We start from the raw sequence: 18,389 nt of genomic DNA, 5'->3' as shown, positions 1-18,389 counted from the left end.
TTTTGAAGAGAAATGTTGTGAAGATAACGAATTTTCGGCAATTGAGTGCCGTCCTGTTGCTGGCCTGCGTCTCCTGCGCATCTTTAGCCGCCCCCACCCAGCAAGAAGCCCAGGCTTTTGGGATGAACGCCCCGGCAGATAACGGCGATGGCCGACAGCAGCTTGGCGGTGAGCAGGCGATGAGCGGCCAGGCCAATACCTCCTCCACTACCGGTACTTTCGCGCAGCAAAACCGCCAGGGCATGTTACTGCCGGGCGAGTCCGACGTGCGTAAATTACTGCCGCAGTCCGAGTCCGGCCTTCCCCCTCCGTACGGTGCCAACCTGTTTGCCGGTGGTTATGAAACCGAGCGCAGTGACGGCTTAAACGATAATTATCTGATCGCTCCCGGCGATAAGCTGAATATCTGGATCTGGGGTGCAGTTAATTTCTCCAACGTCGTCACCGTTGATAATCAGGGCAATATTTTCATTCCTGATGTCGGGCCGATTAATGTCAAAAATGTGGCGGCCAGCAAGGTTAATAACCTGGTGACCAGCCATATCAGCGAAGTTTTCACCAATAACGTTAATGTTTACGTTAATTTACTTACCGCGACGCCGGTCAGCGTATATGTCACCGGGCCAGTGATCCGCCCTGGACAATATGCCGGACAATCTTCCGACAGCGTTTTATATTTCCTGAAACGCGCTGGCGGCATTGACTCCGACCGCGGAAGCTATCGTCACATTAAGGTGTTACGTCAGAACCGTGTGATCCAGCAGATCGACCTGTATGAGTTTATGCAGCAGGGCAAAATGCCGAAGCTGTCCCTCAAAGATCAGGACGTGATCCTGGTGGAACCGCAGGGGCCGATGATCAACGTGGCCGGTAAAGTGCGCAACCCGTTCCGCTTCGAGCTGAAGAACAGCACTGCGCTCGGCTCGGAACTGATCGATTACGCCCTGCCCCTCGCCAAAGTGAGCCACGTGGGTGTGATTGGCGATCGCGCCAACGGTCCGTTCTCGGTCTATATGCCGTATAAAGATTTCGACCGCGTTCAGCTGAGCGACGGCGATAAGGTGCTGTTCAATGACGATATGCACGCGCAGGTGTACGATGTGCAGGTGATGGGCAGCTATCGCGGGCCATCTTACTTCACCGTGCGTAAAGAGACCCGTCTGCACGATCTGCTGAACCATATCCCGATTGATCCGAACATGGCGGATTACGGCTCGATCTACATCATGCGTAAGAGCGTGGCCGCGCGGCAGAAAGAGATGCTGGAAGATTCCCTCAACCGTCTGGAGCGCAGCGTGTTTACCGCGCCAGCCAATTCTGACGGTGAAGCCTCTATCCGAACCAAAGAAGCCGAGCTGGTGATGCGCTTTGTGGAAAAAGCCCGCAAGGTTCAGCCGCTGGGTAAAGTGGTGGTGGCGGATAAGGGCGTGATCGCCAACATCCTGCTGGAACAGGGCGACCAGATTGTGATCCCGAACAAAACCGACCTGATTCAGGTGGGTGGCGAAGTGATGATGCCGCAGGCGGTGGTCTACAACAAAAACGCCAGTCTGGAAGACTACGTAGCCTGGGCAGGCGGCTATACCGACCGTGCGAACGACAAGCGTATTGCCGTGGTGCATGCCAATGGGCTGATGGAGTTTAAAGACGGCGGTGATGTGATGCCAGGCGATCAGATTCTGGTCATGCCGAAAGTGGACAGCAAAATGATGCAGTCCATCAAGGACATTACCCAGGTCATCTATCAGGTTGCCGTGGCGGCCAACGTGGTCCTGAACTAACCCTCAATGCGGGCTCGCCACATCGCGAGCCCGTTCTGTTATATCGGCCTTCTTATGCTTAAACCTGTTCTCAACCAAACGCCCCGCAGCTCGTTCCAGGTGCTGAGAGATGTAACGTTTGGCCTGCTTATTCGTGAACTGAAAACGAGATTTGGCAGTTACCGGCTGGGGTATGCCTGGGCGCTGTTGGATCCGTTGTTGATGATTAGCCTTTTTAGTGTTGTGTTTGGAATGCGTAGCCAAAGTGGTTTCGGTGGCGTTCCCGCACAGGTTTTTATTACGGCGGGTTATCTTCCTTTTATATTTTTCAACAAGGTAGTTCTCCAGCTAAAGTCTGCAGTTAAAGCCAATATGGGGCTTTTTTGCTATCGACAGGTGACCCCTTTCGCTACTTTTGTTGCTCGTTTTATGCTTGAAGCTATGGTAGGGATGGTTGTAGGAGGGATTCTAGTACTAGGTCTCCTTTGGTTCGGTTTCGATGCCAGTCCAGCTGATCCTTTACAAGTAATACTTGGTTATAGCTTGCTTATGGTATTTTCTTTTTCGCTTGGCGTTATTTTCTGTGTGATTGGTACCTTAGTGCCAGAGGCCGATAAATTACTTAGTCTAATAATGATGCCCTTAATGTTTATATCTTGCGTAATGTATCCCCTAGCGACCATACCAGCACAATATCAACATTGGTTTTTGTGGAATCCCCTTGTGCATGCAATTGAACTAATCCGAACTGGTTGGATAGCCGATTATAGAAGTCCAAATGCAAGTTGGATTTATTTTTCTGGGGTGACACTGATAATCTTGACTTTTGCCATGAGTTGCTATCGTTTGAGTCATCGTCGACTGATTGCCAGCTAAAGTAAAATAACATGATCATTTTAGATAATGTTTCAAAATACTATCCTACCAAATTTGGCCGCAACTATGTGCTACGCGATGTGAACATCACACTACCTCGCGATCGAAACATCGGTATTTTGGGTGCTAATGGCGCAGGTAAATCTACTTTACTAAGGTTACTCGGTGGGATGGATACACCGAGCAAGGGCAAAGTTACACGTCATTGTCGTGTATCATGGCCACTTGCATTAGGTGGTGGCTTCCAAGGCAGTATGACTGGGCGGGAGAATACACGCTTTGTCTGCCGAATTCATGGGGTTCGTGAAACCAAAGCGATCGAGGAATGGGTAAAGGAGTTCTCGGAAATTGATAAGCATTTCGAGTTACCAATTAAAAGTTATTCTAGTGGTATGAGATCCAAGTTTTCTTTTGCCGTCAGTATGGCATTCGATTTTGATATTTACTTAACGGATGAAATTATGTCAGTGGGTGATGCTCGATTTAAACAAAAATGCATGGATACATTTATGCAAAAACGCGAAACAGCCAGCCTGATTATGGTTTCACATGATATGAAAAATTTACGTCAACAATGCGACATGGGTATTTTGCTGCGTAATAGCAACCTCGAGATATTCGAAAACATTGACGACGCCATCCATATTTATCAGAACTTATAACAAGTCCAAAAATTATGATCCAGCCAACCCGCTCTAATAAATCTTCTGCCTTGATGCGCAAATTGCACAAGCTAAAGACCAAACCTAAACATTTTCTAGTTGATTCTAGTGGATATAAACTTGCTCACCGTTCTTGGAAAAAAAGTCTTAAGCTGGGTAGTTTTCTGTGGGTTGTGGCTTGTTTTATCATTGCCGTTATTTATTTTGGATTAATTGCCTCTGATCGCTATGTTAGCCGGGCAGAAATAGTGGTAAAGCAAGCGGACCAACTAAAAATGCTACCTGATGCCCTATCGATGCTGGGACTAGGCGGCAGCAACCATCAGGATGTGCTGTTAATCCAAGATTACCTCAAGTCTACGGATCTTCTTAATAAATTAGATAAACAATTGGGCCTAAAAGCCCATTATCAGAGCCGCAAAGTGGATTATTTTTCCCGGTTACCGGAAGGTGTTAGCCGAGAAGAATTCGTTGAGTATTATCGTGAGCACCTTACATTACATCTCGATGAGTTATCCGGTGTGCTCACGATTGAACTACAGGCATTTGACCCTGTCTATGGTCAACGTGTCGTCGGCTTGATGCTAAAGGAATCAGAGATTTTTATTAACAAACTCGGTCATCAAGTCGCACTGGAACAGCTAGCCTTTGTTGAGAAAGAGGTGGATCGTGCTTATCAACGAGTACAAAAAGAGAAAGCGAAGGTTCTGGAATTTCAAAACACCCATCATTTAATAAGCCCAGAATCAACCAGTAGCGCCCGCCTTGGGGTGGTAAGTCAGATTGAGGCTCAGCTAGCTCAGCAACAAGCGCAATTAAAACAATTGCAAAGCTATATGAGAGAAACCGCGCCAGCTGTTGTATCTGTGAAGGCCAGAGTAGATGCTTTGGCAAAGCAACTAACTCAGGAGCAATCAAGACTTACTGGTGCGGATAAAGATGCGATGAACGAAGTAACAGCTAGTTACATGGACGTACAAACGCAAGCAACTCTCGCAACAGACCTTTATAAAACAGGCCTTATCAGTCTTGAACAAGCCCGAATAGAAGCGTATAGAAAGCTTAAGCATTTGTTGATTGTTAGCAACCCTACATTGGCCGAGGATGCCGAATATCCACGCCGCCTTTATAATCTTGCCACTATTGGTGTGCTACTCTGTCTTTTTTATGGATTAATTATCATGGGGATTGCTACACTTCGTGAACATCAAGATTAGCTGTAATAAATAGACAATCAATCACCATCATACGGAATATTTTTATAATTAATTTTATATTATATCGTAGCCATATCATTATTTATTTCTCCGCCTCTACCAAACAGTTATTTGATAAGGCATGCCTTTATTAACATATTTAACGCATAGTAAGGGCATTTTAGATATAGGCTATCGAATACACTACAATCCTACACATAGCTTAAGCTAAATACACACGAAAAATTAGAATCTAATTGGACAAAATCATGAAAATTATTAGCAATGTATTTGCAAAAAATAAGAAAAAAAACTTTAAAGGTTGTATCGATAACTTAGATCAAAAAATCCTAACAGGCTGGGCTTGCAGTAAAAACCATAAAAAGATAGAAGTGCAATTATTTATAAACGGAAGTTTACATTGTTCAATTGTACCAGATCTATATCGTGAAGATTTAAAAAATGCAAATATTGGCACAGGCCATTACGGCTTTGCCATTGAAATCCCAAATGAAATTTTATTAACTCCAGAACTCGCTATTAAAATGGTCACACAAGAGCGTGGAAAAAAAATTGAAATATATAATAAAACGATTATAACCAAGCATGATAGTTTCTCCAAATTAAAAAACAATTCCATAGGCAATATTGATCGTTTCGTTGCAGATACAGTTTATGGATGGTTAGGCTCATCGGAACACGAAGTATTCCCTTATCTTACGGCAAATGGCAAACCTTGTGTCATTGAACTCACTGGTATTGATCGTGCTGATGTTGAAGCACAATATGGAATAGCAAATTCCGGATTTGTGGCAAAAATTCCCCAATGTGAATATGGGAATATCAAATTTGAATTGCACAGTATTTCTATAACAGCCATAGATCATGTTCAAACAAAAATCATTCGTGGCGGAGCTCTGGTTCCCGATTCAATAGCAGCTATTTTTGAAGCCGCAAAAATAGCCCGTCAAGAAAACTCGGTTGGTATAGTGGTTTGGGAAGGAACACATAATCCAATAGGCCGTGCACAAGTATTGTATAATATTTTAAAAGAAAAAAGACCTACTTTAATAATTTCATTCAATATTGGTTTTTCTGATAAGCCTGTATGGCAACCTCTTTTAAACTCAGATTGTAAAGTATTGATGCTACCCTGGAAAGACAGGGAAATGTATAAGACACTTTTTCAAGAACTAAAGCTCAATTTTGATTTAGTCTGGATTTGTAAACCTCGTTACCCAGCACTTGTTCTTGCAGAATACATTAGCCATTCAAATACACGCTATATCATTGATTTAGACGATAATGAACTTGAAATGTCCTCGTCAAAAAATGCTGAAGATAAACCATACGGGTTATTATCAGCAAAAATGGCACAACGTTATATCGATCAAATTCCGGTAAGAAGTGTAGCAAGCAAAACGTTGCAGAGTGACTTCGGTGGAGAACTTATTCGCCATGCACGAAGCAAAAATCGCGTTAAAAGATCTCGCGTCACAAATCTTACACAAGAAATAAGAGTAGGTTTTATAGGTACAGTAAGGCCACATAAAGGGGTGGTTGAAGCAGCCAAAGCGATAAAGGCTTTGAATGAGCGACAAAAGTATAATATTAAATTTGTTGTAGGTGGTATTTATGATCCAATTTCGATAAGAAGCGAATTAATCTCATTAGGTTGCGAGATTCATAATGAAATTGACTCCAGCAGACTAGAATATCATCTTCAAAATCTTGATGTTGTAATTACCGGATTCCCAGATAACAATGCGAACAAGGAAATTCTTCGCTATCAAATTTCATCAAAGATTGGTGATGGATTATCTAACGAGAGACCAGTTTTAGTACCTAAAGGTCTGTCAGTTGATGACCTTGAGAATGTTCCAGGAATATATCTTTTTGATACTTTGAATTTCGAAAGAATGTTGATCAAGGCTATTACTAATGAATCAACAATACAATTGGATGCTCAATTTTCGATGGAATGGAATTACGAGCAATTTTCTAAATTAGCCGAAGATGCCAGAAAAACATCACCAACTGGAGAACAACTTTTCAGAATTAAACCTCATACATCAACGCCATCTTATAATAAACATGTTGTTCTTGTTTGGAAACAGCATGATAGTGGTCTATATGGCCGAAGAGTTGATCATGTTGCGCGATTATTAGCAGCCAATGGTATAAAAGTAACTTGCCTTGAAATTATGGCTCAAGAGCAATTTAAAAGATATGAAAAAGAATCAGCAAGAATTGATGTTGATTATAGATATATTGTTGATGATTATAGAAAAAAACGTGAAGGCTACTATGAAGATGGGATTTTCTATAAAACTATAAGCCTCGATTATAGTCAAAACACCGAACTGGCCTTAAAAAAATATTTAATTGAACGCCGAATTCTGCCAGATAATAGTGCTGTGATTTTATTTCCTGCTGTTCCGGATTGGAAAATTGTAACAAAAGCTTTTGATGGTTATCAAATTATATGTGATGTAGTCGATAATCAGTTGGGTTGGGAGAAAAAACAACCATTAGCTTTGCTACAGCAATATAAATATATGATGGATATTAGCCAATGTATTGTTTTTAATTCTCATGAAAATAAAGAGTTCTTTGAAAAGATTGGCTTCCTTGACAACATGGTTGTTAAGGTAATTCCAAATTGGTACTCATTACCAGTATCTTATAAAAAAAGACCTAAGGTTATAAATCTTAACAAAGATATAATTGATATAGTTTATTCTGGCAACATGAATGATCGCTTCGATTGGGATACCATTTCACGAATTCCAAAAGAAATCCATAAGCCTGTCCGAGTTCACTTAATCGGCAACTGCCAAAGGGCTTTAGATAAAATGAATCTTATTCTGGATGATCCATCAATTATTTACCATGGACCAATGCGTGAACATGACCTGCTCACTTTTATGGAAAATTGTGACATCGCAATAATGCCGCATATCCACGATAAACATTCAGGATTTATGAATCCTATGAAGGTCAATATGTACTCATCATTGAATATTCCATCAATTGTCAGTGCAATGCCGGGGGTAGACTTCACTAACAATGATTACATTCAAGCCATAGACTCAGATGATTTCATAATGAAATTAAATAATTTAATTAACAATTATGATTCATTTAATTTCCAAAATACAGATAAGCCATGCGCATCTTTTGATTATTTAGATATCTTAAACATCTTTAAATAAAAAATATTATTAATTGGCAATATATAAATATATTTACTATAATATATTCCTTATGTTTGATGAAAGCTTAAAAATCGCTTTGGCAATAACTTCTCGACAAACTCACACGTATCTTTTATATATTAACGCCTAATCTAAAAAACGCAATATCTTTCATTAAAATGGCAAAAGGCGTTTCGCGCCATGATTAATACAAGGCTTTACATTTATGTTTAATGGTCCGGCATTCTCTGCGAAAATGAGCGAATTATTGTACAACGGTAATTTTGCACAATTTGAAACCGAAATGGACAATGCGGTATATCCTAGCGAAGAATCTACCAGAATCAACAGAATGCTAAATTTATATTCTGAGATCAAAGATTGCTTAAGTAAAGAATATCCTGGCACTATAAAAATAACACTAGAAGATTTTAACGACAAACCAATTTCACTTGATAACATAAGTATTACTGAATTAATAAATAAAGAGGACGGTTTATATTCCGAACCTGGCACCTATATAATGGCATCATCATTTGAAAATGACATGAAGGATGTTCCCGAGGCAACGAAACAGCAATTAATTAATTGCTATTTCCAAAGTGACATACCCCAATCATGGACATATAAGTATAGAGTAATGAGTGATGTTACGTTTTGCACAGAAGAAAGAAATATTCACGCATGTATATCTAAAGGACGGTATTACGATAGATTAATTTCAAGTAGAATATCTAGGTCATGCGCAGTTAATTTTGTTCGAGAAACTAAAGAAATTATTGAGCAAGCTATTGTTCTCACGATTCCATATCAATCAAGAAATTATTATCATTCTATGGCGGAAATGGCATATGCTTTACGTATTTGCAAAGGGAGCAATTTGCCAATAATTTATTCAGAAGACAATTTCAAAATAATCCCATTCATTTCCAAATTGCTAGGCATTGAAAGTTCGAGGTTTATAAATTTTAACTCCGCGAAAAATGTCATGGTTAAGAAAGCCATCATGCCTCACCCTCCTTCATTTACTTGGGATCCAAAGTTATTTGAATTTTTCTATAATTTAATACAGAAAGAGCGCGGCAAAATCCAACCTTTTGCAAAGATTTATATATCAAGAAGCTTTAGTAGTCGCGGGCCTACTAATGAAACTTCATTAGAAAAAGAATTAATAAGAAATGGATTCATTATTATTCATCCTGAGTTTATGCCATTGGAGGAACAAGCCCTAATATTTAATTTAGCAAAGATAATTATTTCCCCGCATGGTGCTGGTTTGACAAATATTATATTCTGTGCCCCTAACACTCCGTTTATTGAACTTCAAAACTCCTCCTATGTTAACCGCGATTTTTATCTACGTTCAAGACATAATAAAATGCCTTACTATCCAATAGTATTTGAAAGTGATATCGATATCAAGGAAGTAGTTGAGGCAACTAAAAAAATGCTCGGAAATTAACACGCTGAAGAAGATGTTTTTGAATAAAAACCATCGCTATATTCTTTAACGCTTTCAATATTGTTGCCATTTTAAAAAAATAAGGTTAGCAAACTAAATGATCATAGCTGTTGTTGGTACTGGATATGTTGGACTTTCAAATGCTGTTCTCCTGGCGCAGCACCATGAAATAATAGCATTGGATGTAATACCGGAAAAAGTTGAGCAGATTAACCAGCGTATATCTCCTATCGTTGATAAAGAGCTTGAGGAGTACCTAGCCAACAAAAGCCTTAAGCTTAAAGCGACGCTCGATAAATACGAAGCATATAAAGATGCAAAATTCGTTATTATTGCAACTCCAACAGATTACGATTCTAAATCTAATTACTTTAATACCAGTACGGTTGAAAAAGTAATTAGTGATGTCATGAGCATTAATCCACAAGCAATAATGGTAATAAAGTCTACTATCCCGGTGGGCTTTACTGAGCGGATGCGCAAAGAATATGGAACTAGCAATGTAATTTTCTCGCCCGAATTTTTACGGGAAGGTCGTGCTCTTTATGACAATCTTCATCCATCACGGATCGTGGTAGGTGAATGCAGCGATCGAGCCCGAGAGTTTGCTGGCTTACTTAAAGAAGGCGCTATAAAACAGGATGTGCGGGTTCTATTAACAAATAGCACCGAAGCCGAAGCAATTAAGCTCTTTGCTAATACTTATCTTGCCATGAGAGTAGCCTATTTCAATGAACTTGATACTTACGCTCAAGTTCATGGGTTAGATAGTCGACAGATCATTCATGGCATTGGTTTGGATCCGCGCATTGGCACGCACTATAACAACCCTTCTTTTGGTTACGGCGGTTACTGCCTTCCGAAAGATACCAAACAATTGCTGGCTAACTATCAAGAAGTCCCAAACAACTTAATTCGTGCAATTGTCGATGCAAACTCCACACGCAAAGATTTCATTGCTGACAGTATCATTAACCGCAATCCAAAAATTGTTGGCATTTACCGTCTGGTAATGAAAGCAGGCTCCGACAACTTCCGCTCATCTGCTATTCAAGGGATAATGAAGCGTATCAAGGCTAAGGGTATTGAGGTTGTTATATTTGAACCAACCATCAAAAATGACAGTTTCTTTAATTCAGGTGTGATTGACAATTTAGATGAATTTAAAAGAATGTGTGATGTAATACTCTGTAATCGGATGGCAATAGAGCTATCTGATGTAACTGATAAGGTTTATACACGCGATCTTTTTGGATCGGACTGAATATCATTTCATAGAAATTATATTATTATGCATCCAATTATTTAATAACCATATCATGCATTTTCAGCTATCTTATTAAGAATTAAGCGCAACACTATTAATGCTTTTGTTTAATTAAATGGTGATATCCTTTGTTTTGAATTTTATTAGATGATATAAGGAAATGTTTTCTAAAAGTTAAAGCACACTATGTTATTTATGAAAAATATGAGAAATGAAAAATGATAGCAATTTGCGCTATTTTTAAAAATGAATATCCATTTATACTTGAATGGTTAGCGTATCATCGGTGCTTAGGAGTTCATAATTATTATATAGCAGATAACATTAGTTCAGATGGTAGTAGTGAAATGTTAATTGCGTTAGAAAAAAAAGGTTTGATCCACCGTTTTCCCTATCCAACGGAAAATGGGGTTGCACCTCAAATAGGTGCTTACAATACCATCTTGGAAAAGGCAGAAGATGATTGGCTCTTTTTTATTGATGCAGATGAATTTATTACTCCCAATAATTTTGAAAATGGATTAGTAGATCTTTCCGCATTTTTAGAAGATGATAAAATAAGTGCGATTGCATTAAACTGGGCTGTATTCGGTTCTTCTTATTCTGTAATACCTGATAATTCCCTTGTTATTGAACGTCTTAATAAAAGGGCGCATAAAGACCACCCTGTAAACAAGCACTACAAATCTATCATTAGAAAAAGAGATATAATTAGCACAGGTAAAACCCCTCATAACTTTATACTTAGAGATAACAAAAAATATATTAAAACAACAGGTAAAGCAGAACCTGACAATCACGGCTTAAGCATAGATGTAGACTGGGATAAAGTTCGAATCAACCATTATGTGATAAAATCAAGATGTGAGTTCGTAACAAAAAAAGCAAGCAGAGGTAGAGCAACCACTTTAGATTCGCAACTAAACAGGACACTTTCCTTTTTTAGAAGTCATGATCTTAATCAGATTGAAGATAATATCCCACGTTGGTTTGTAAATAAGGTACGAATTGAGAAAGAATCATTGATTCACCAATTAAAATCTGTCGATTTTGATTATGATGAAGTTAAATATCCATCGGCTTTATATAGAACAGCCTTAGGGATGGGGAAAGGACATATTGATTTTTTAACTATTACAGATAATTCTATTGAAATAAGAGGGTGGGCGATAGATAAATCGGCTCTTCCCGTTTCTGATATCATTGCTGTTGTAAACACAAACACCATTGTAAAATGTTCAAATTTAGTTTTCCGAAATAGAAATGATTTATCCTCTGCAGGGTTAGGTAGTGGAAAGAATGCTGGCTTCAATGCTTCCATCCCGCGCCCCAATAAGTTAATAGACAATATTGATATTTACGGACTTGATAAAAACGGTCTTATTATCGCAGAGATTAAGAGTAACATAGATGTTATAAGTGAAATTAACAAAACAATTGCATCTTAGCTTTACCCATTATTAGTTGGTTTATTTTAACATACAGAAAAATAAAAAATTTGAGAAATATCATGCGTGCTATATCTAAAATGCTAAGCTGGCTAAATTTTTCTTTCAAACCCAAACTAAAACCAAAAAAAGATTTAATAAAAATTACGAGCAGTACCTGGAGTGCTATATCAGAAGATCCTGCCTTTCTTGTTCTTACAAAAAACGTTAAGCTTTGCGATTGGTATATGGTTAATTTAAACTTAACCCTGAGTTGTACTATTGCCAATGCTAAATTATATATCGATAATGGAAAAGATTATAATCAAGAAGAGCAAATTACACTCCCTCTTCATTCAGGAAAGCTTGCAAAACGTATTCTTTATCTCAAAACTCCACCAAAGCGATTAAGGTTTGATCCTTGCGAAGCGCCTATGGAGTTTAGCATCAATGAATTCAGCCTAACTAAACTCACTGCAGCCAAAGCCAAAGCACTTATGCTTAAAAAGCTTAATGGTAATGTATGTGCTAAAATAAATATTAACGAGCTTTATCAGCAGTACAATATTTTTCTTGACGTAAAATATTCGCCTATAACTTATCAAAACTGGTTGGCTAAAAACAGCTTGGCCACTTATGCTGCATCGCTTCCAGTTATAGCAGATTCGAATTACCAAGATAAGCCATTATTTAGTATTGTACTTGCAACGTACAACTCGGATATCAACTATCTCAAAGCCTGTATCGACTCGGTTCAACAACAACGTTATGAAAACTGGCAGTTATGTATTGCTGACGATGCTTCTATCAATAAAGAGATCCATGAACTTCTTATACAATACAGTACATTGGATCCACGTATAATTGTTACTATACGTAATCAAAACGGTCATATATCTCAAGCAAGTAACTCCGCTCTCTCTCTGGCAACGGGAAACTACATTGCCTTTATTGATCATGATGATTTACTTTCCCCATTTGCTCTTCAGGTAATGGCGTATGAAATTAATAAAAACACTTCTGCACAATTTTTTTATTCTGATGAGGATAAGATTGATGAATATGATCAACGATTTTCGCCTCATTTCAAACCAGACTGGAATCGTGACCTTTTCTATTCACACAACTATATTACCCATTTCACTATAATCAAAAAAAGTTTAGTTGATAAAGTTGGTGGTTTTAGGACAGGCGTTGAAGGTAGTCAGGACTATGATCTATTTTTAAGAGCAATTGCTCAACTAGAAGATAATCAAATCATACACGTTCCACATATTCTTTATCACTGGAGAGCCATATCAGGTTCAACTGCCTTAAGTTCGGCAGAAAAAAATTATACTAGTGATGCCGGGCTGAAAGCACTGTCTGAATTTTTCACTCGCAATCATCCTGATGTTTCTGTTACACAACATGAGCTAAATAATTGCTACCGAGTTGAATGGCCAATTCCAAAAACATTGCCTCTCGTCAGCTTATTTATACCCACTCGTGATCGCGTTGATTTACTTGAAAGATGCGTAGAAACTATCTTACATAAAACCACTTATTCTTTTTATGAAATAATCATTATTAATAACCAAAGTACCTGCACTAAGACGCTCAACTATCTGAGAAAAATTAGTGATAACAAGAAAGTGCGTGTCATAAATTATGAGCAGCCTTTTAACTTTTCCTCCATTAATAATTTTGCCGCCACTCATGCTGAAGGTTCCATATTTGGACTGATAAATAACGACATAGAAGTGCTTTCTCCTGGCTGGCTTGATGAAATGGTAAGACAGGTTTCTCGTCCTGATATTGGTTGTGTAGGTGCCAAACTTTTCTACCCTGATATGCGTATCCAACATGCTGGTGTGGTGCTTGGGATAGGTGGTGTAGCAGGCCACAGTCATAAGTTTTTCAGACAGCACCATCATGGTTATCATTCCCGCTTAAGTCTTGTACAAAATTACTCCGCAGTAACAGCAGCCGCCCTCCTTGTGCGAAAATCAGTTTTTGAAGAAGTAGGCGGAATGGAAACGGAACTGAGCGTTGCATTCAATGATGTCGATTTTTGCCTGAAAGTGCGCGAAGCCGGTTATCGTAATCTCTGGACTCCTTTTGCAGAACTAATTCATCACGAATCCGTAAGTCGTGGCTATGAAGATAATCCAGAGAAACAGGCTCGATTTAAGCAAGAAGTAGATTACATGGTTAACAAGTGGGGCAGCATGCTAGTAAACGACCCATGCTATAACCCTAACCTGTCGTTAACCCATGAAGATTTTTCCTACCGTATCTAATTAACGAGTCTCTAAGTTTATGAGACATATATTTATAGCTCGCAGCATGTCTTGGTAATCTGAACATGGACGAACTAATCAGAAAGGCACTCTTTAAACCGTATCTGAAGTTGAATAAGCAAAGCAGCGAGACACATGCTGGCAGCTGGGAGTGCCGCTCCCTGTTGATTCTGCATGAAGGGAATTCACCGACGCTAGCCTATTTTGAAGCGGCCATCCGGAGTCGCTTTCCCGGCGCGGCCTGTCAGCTGATGGATACCTTAACCACGCCCGCTATCGAAGTGGATAAAGGAACGGCCATTGTGGTCATCCGCTTTATCTCCGCCGAGTGGCAGCGCGAAATTGCGCGCAACATCGACGATCTCTCCCAGGTGGTCTACTTCATGGATGACGATCTGTTTGATCCGTCCGCGTTAGGGGCGCTACCCAAAGCCTACCGGACAAAGATCATTCGTCGTTCTGCAGCCCAGCACCGCTGGATCACTTCGCACTGTGACAGCATCTGGGTGTCGACGCCCTACCTGGCCAGTAAATATGCCCACCTCAACCCCGATGTGGTGTCTGCCCAGCCCACGCCGCGGCTGCTGGCGGTTAAACAGCCGGTAAAAATTGCCTACCACGGTTCAAGTTCACATCAGGCCGAAAAGTACTGGCTGCGTGAAATAGTAGAAAACGTGCTGGCACAGTGTCCACAGGCCAGCTTCGAAATCTTTGGCGAACACGAAATCTATAAGCTCTATCGCGATCTGCCGCGCGTGACGGTACTGCATCCCATGAGCTGGCAGAACTATCTGGATTACACCCAGCACCACCGCATCGATATCGGTCTGGCGCCGCTACTGGCGTCAGAATTTAATATGGCGCGCGGGCCGGTAAAATTTTATGATTTCGTTCGCATGGGCGCAGTGGGGGTTTACAGCAACTGCGCGCCCTACAGTGACTTTATTGAACAAAATATCAACGGCGTGCTGCTGAATAACGATCCGCAGAAGTGGATCGATACCCTGGCGCTACTGGTGAATTCCGGGCAAAAACGTCAGACGCTGGCGAATAATGCAAAGGAATACTCGTACTCGTTAATCAGTTAAAAACGGGACGACAAGGGAAATAATCATTTCCACCCTGTAACAGGCATTGTATTTCAGACGGCCTGCCGCTAAAACACGGTCTGAACGGATAGCAGAGACTGTGTTCTGGTGACCATTTCATCCAATAGAAAAAGTAAAAATCGCTTATGAAAATCCTTGTAACCGGTGGAGCCGGTTTTATCGGTTCTGCTGTTGTTCGCCATATCATCCGGGATACGCAGGATGCGGTGATCAACCTTGATAAGCTTACCTACGCGGGCAATCTGGAATCGCTGGCCGAGGTCGCAGCGAGCGACCGTTACGCCTTCGAACAGGTGGATATCTGCAATCGTGCAGAGCTGGATCGGGTCTTTGCCACCCATCAACCGGATGCGGTGATGCATCTGGCCGCCGAGAGCCATGTGGATCGCTCCATTACCGGCCCGGCCGATTTTATCGAAACCAATATCGTCGGCACCTACACGCTGCTGGAAGCGGCTCGCGCTTACTGGAGCGAGCTGGATGAAGCCCGCAAACAGGCGTTCCGTTTCCACCACATCTCCACTGACGAAGTCTATGGCGACCTGCCGCACCCGGATGAAGTGAGCGCAGGTAGTGAGCTGCCGCTCTTTACCGAAACCACCCCATACGCGCCAAGCAGCCCGTACTCGGCGTCGAAAGCCTCCAGCGACCACCTGGTGCGCGCGTGGCGTCGTACCTATGGTCTGCCGACCATCGTCACCAACTGCTCCAACAACTACGGCCCGTATCACTTCCCTGAGAAGCTGATCCCACTGGTGATCCTCAATGCGCTGGACGGCAAAGCGCTGCCCATCTACGGCAAAGGCGATCAGATCCGCGACTGGCTGTACGTGGAAGATCACGCCCGTGCGCTCTACACCGTGGTTACTACCGGCGTGGTGGGCGAGACTTACAACATCGGCGGCCACAACGAGAAGCAGAACCTGGAGGTGGTCCACACCATCTGCGACCTGCTCGACGAGATGGTGCCGAAGGCCGGTTCCTACCGCGACCAGATCACCTACGTGACTGACCGCCCGGGCCACGACCGTCGCTACGCGATCGATGCCAGCAAAATGAGCCACGAGCTGAACTGGCAGCCGCAGGAGACTTTCGAGTCCGGTATCCGCAAAACCGTGCAGTGGTTTCTGGATAACCAGCAGTGGGTTAACAACGTGAAAAGCGGCAGTTATCAGGACTGGATCGCAAAGAACTATCAGGAGCGTAACTGATGCATATTCTGCTGTTCGGCAAAAATGGCCAGGTGGGCTGGGAGCTGCAGCGCGCGCTGTTGCCGCTGGGTCGTATTACGGCGGTGGATTTTGACTCCACCGACTACTGCGGTGATTTCAGTAACCCGGAAGGCGTGGCTGAAACCGTGCGTCTGTTGAAGCCGGACGTGATCGTCAATGCCGCCGCCCATACTGCGGTGGATAAAGCCGAGAGCGAGCGCGACTTTGCCGAGCTGCTCAATGCCACAAGCGTTGCCGCTATCGCCAAAGAAGCCGAGGCGCTGGGCGCCTGGCTGGTACACTACTCCACCGACTACGTCTTCGATGGCAGCGGTGAAAAACCCTGGGTCGAGACAGACCAGACCGCGCCGCTGAACGTCTACGGTGAAACCAAGCTGGCAGGCGAGCAGGCGGCTGCGCTCTGCTCCCGTCACCTGATCTTCCGCACCAGCTGGGTCTACGCCGCCCGTGGCGCTAACTTTGCCAAAACCATGCTGCGCTTTGGCAAAGAGCGCAGCGAAATGTCGGTGATCAACGATCAGTTTGGCGCGCCGACCGGAGCAGAGCTGCTGGCCGACTGCACGGCGCATGCGATCCGTATCGCCCAGGATAAACCGGAGGTCGCCGGTCTTTATCATCTGATCGCCTCCGGCACCACCACCTGGTTCGAGTATGCCCAGCGGGTCTTCGCGACTGCACGGGCGGCAGGCGTTGAGCTGGCGGTCAACCAGGTGAATGCAGTGCCGACCAGCGCGTTCCCAACGCCGGCGAAACGTCCGCATAACTCACGCCTCGATACCAGCAAGTTCCAGCGCACCTTCGGGCTGACGCTGCCGGACTGGACCATCGGCGTCGATCGCATGCTTGCCGAAATTCTTGGAAAGTAAATGCATCCGGGTATGCTATGCATGCCTTGTTTTATCGACACGGACCTTTGTCAGGGAGCGGCACGTTTAGCTCCCTCTACAGCAATCAAACAGATGCCGGGTGGCGGTTCGACGTCATCCGGAGCAAAACAGAAGAAATGAAGAATTATGAACAAGCGTAAAGGTATTATTCTGGCCGGTGGGTCAGGGACTCGTCTCTATCCGGTCACCATGGCGGTGAGCAAACAGCTGCTGCCAATCTACGACAAGCCGATGATCTACTACCCGCTGAGCACCCTGATGCTGGCCGGTATCCGCGACATCCTGATCATCAGCACCCCGCAGGATACGCCGCGCTTTGAGCAACTGCTGGGCGACGGCAGCCAGTGGGGCCTGAACCTGCAGTATAAAGTGCAGCCAAGCCCGGACGGCCTGGCACAGGCATTTATCCTCGGCGAAGAGTTTATCGGCGGCGACGACTGCGCGCTGGTGCTGGGCGACAATATCTTCTACGGCCACGACCTGCAAAAACAGCTGGAAGCCGCCGCAGCCAAACCTGCGGGCGCTACCGTCTTTGCCTATCATGTACACGATCCTGAGCGTTATGGCGTGGTGGAGTTCGACCGTGAAGGCACCGCGATCTCCCTGGAAGAGAAACCGCTGGAACCGAAGAGCAACTATGCGGTAACTGGTCTCTACTTCTATGACAACCGCGTGGTTGAGATTGCCAAAAGCCTGAAACCGTCCCCGCGCGGCGAGCTGGAAATCACCGACGTGAACCGCATCTACCTTGAGCAGGGCGATCTGTCGGTCGCCATGATGGGTCGTGGTTATGCCTGGCTTGATACCGGCACCCATGAGAGCCTGATTGAGGCCAGCAACTTCATCCAGACCATCGAAACCCGTCAGGGGCTGAAAGTGGCCTGTCCTGAAGAGATTGCTTACCGTCTGAAGTTTATCGATGCCGACCAGGTGCGCAAGTTAGCTGCGCCGCTGGCGAAGAATGCTTACGGGCAATATCTGCTGAAAATGCTCAAGTAGTCACCATTAACACCTGGGGCGTCATGCCCCATT

General features: G+C 42.9%; 13 protein-coding genes. All 13 read left to right on the top strand.

The annotated features are described in order from the left end of the window. Positions 1-17 precede the first annotated feature (17 nt). The 13 genes from C3406_RS15870 to rfbA all read left to right on the top strand — a co-directional run bounded on the left by C3406_RS15870 (position 18) and on the right by rfbA (position 18,356). Positions 18-1,781 (top strand): polysaccharide biosynthesis/export family protein, encoded by a 1,764-nt coding sequence (locus C3406_RS15870; RefSeq protein WP_103823144.1) that lies wholly within the window; start codon positions 18-20, stop codon positions 1,779-1,781. A gap of 54 nt (positions 1,782-1,835) precedes the next feature. After that, positions 1,836-2,636 carry an ABC transporter permease gene (locus C3406_RS15865; RefSeq protein ID WP_103823319.1) on the top strand — a complete coding sequence of 267 codons (801 nt, stop codon included), beginning with the start codon at positions 1,836-1,838 and terminating at the stop codon, positions 2,634-2,636. Between the two features lie 11 nt (positions 2,637-2,647). Further along, positions 2,648-3,298 (top strand): ABC transporter ATP-binding protein, encoded by a 651-nt coding sequence (locus C3406_RS15860; protein WP_103823143.1) that lies wholly within the window; start codon positions 2,648-2,650, stop codon positions 3,296-3,298. A 14-nt stretch (positions 3,299-3,312) separates the two neighbouring features. Then, positions 3,313-4,515: a sugar transporter gene (locus C3406_RS15855; RefSeq protein ID WP_103823142.1), complete on the top strand. Its 1,203-nt coding sequence runs from the start codon at positions 3,313-3,315 to the stop codon at positions 4,513-4,515. A 248-nt stretch (positions 4,516-4,763) separates the two neighbouring features. Further along, entirely contained in the window at positions 4,764-7,709 is a 2,946-nt protein-coding gene (locus tag C3406_RS15850; protein WP_103823141.1) for a glycosyltransferase family protein, read from the top strand. Positions 7,710-7,917: 208 nt separating this feature from the next. Then, entirely contained in the window at positions 7,918-9,153 is a 1,236-nt protein-coding gene (locus C3406_RS15845; RefSeq protein ID WP_103823140.1) for a glycosyltransferase family 61 protein, read from the top strand. 97 nt (positions 9,154-9,250) lie between these two features. Then, on the top strand, positions 9,251-10,417 hold the full coding sequence (locus C3406_RS15840) for a nucleotide sugar dehydrogenase (RefSeq protein ID WP_103823139.1): 1,167 nt from the start codon (positions 9,251-9,253) through the stop codon (positions 10,415-10,417). Between the two features lie 221 nt (positions 10,418-10,638). Next, positions 10,639-11,868, top strand: coding sequence for a glycosyltransferase family 2 protein (locus tag C3406_RS15835; protein ID WP_103823138.1), 1,230 nt, complete (start codon positions 10,639-10,641; stop codon positions 11,866-11,868). Positions 11,869-11,930: 62 nt separating this feature from the next. Then, positions 11,931-14,129 (top strand): glycosyltransferase family 2 protein, encoded by a 2,199-nt coding sequence (locus tag C3406_RS15830; protein ID WP_103826480.1) that lies wholly within the window; start codon positions 11,931-11,933, stop codon positions 14,127-14,129. Positions 14,130-14,194: 65 nt separating this feature from the next. Then, positions 14,195-15,217, top strand: a complete 1,023-nt coding sequence (locus C3406_RS15825; RefSeq protein WP_103823136.1) for a glycosyltransferase family protein — start codon at positions 14,195-14,197, stop codon at positions 15,215-15,217. Positions 15,218-15,363: 146 nt separating this feature from the next. Further along, the gene (rfbB, locus tag C3406_RS15820; protein ID WP_103823135.1) at positions 15,364-16,449 is read left to right on the top strand and encodes a dTDP-glucose 4,6-dehydratase; all 1,086 of its coding nucleotides are present in this window, start codon (positions 15,364-15,366) and stop codon (positions 16,447-16,449) included. Beyond that, the gene (rfbD, locus tag C3406_RS15815; protein WP_103823134.1) at positions 16,449-17,336 is read left to right on the top strand and encodes a dTDP-4-dehydrorhamnose reductase; all 888 of its coding nucleotides are present in this window, start codon (positions 16,449-16,451) and stop codon (positions 17,334-17,336) included. Before rfbB ends, rfbD begins: the two co-directional genes overlap by 1 nt. A 147-nt stretch (positions 17,337-17,483) precedes the next feature. Beyond that, on the top strand, positions 17,484-18,356 hold the full coding sequence (gene rfbA, locus C3406_RS15810) for a glucose-1-phosphate thymidylyltransferase RfbA (protein ID WP_032175614.1): 873 nt from the start codon (positions 17,484-17,486) through the stop codon (positions 18,354-18,356). The last annotated feature ends 33 nt before the right edge of the window (positions 18,357-18,389 follow it).

The sequence above is a fragment of the Leclercia sp. LSNIH8 genome, assembly GCF_002920195.1.
Taxonomy (GTDB): Bacteria; Pseudomonadota; Gammaproteobacteria; order Enterobacterales; family Enterobacteriaceae; genus Enterobacter.
This window is presented reverse-complemented; position numbering and strand designations above follow the sequence as displayed.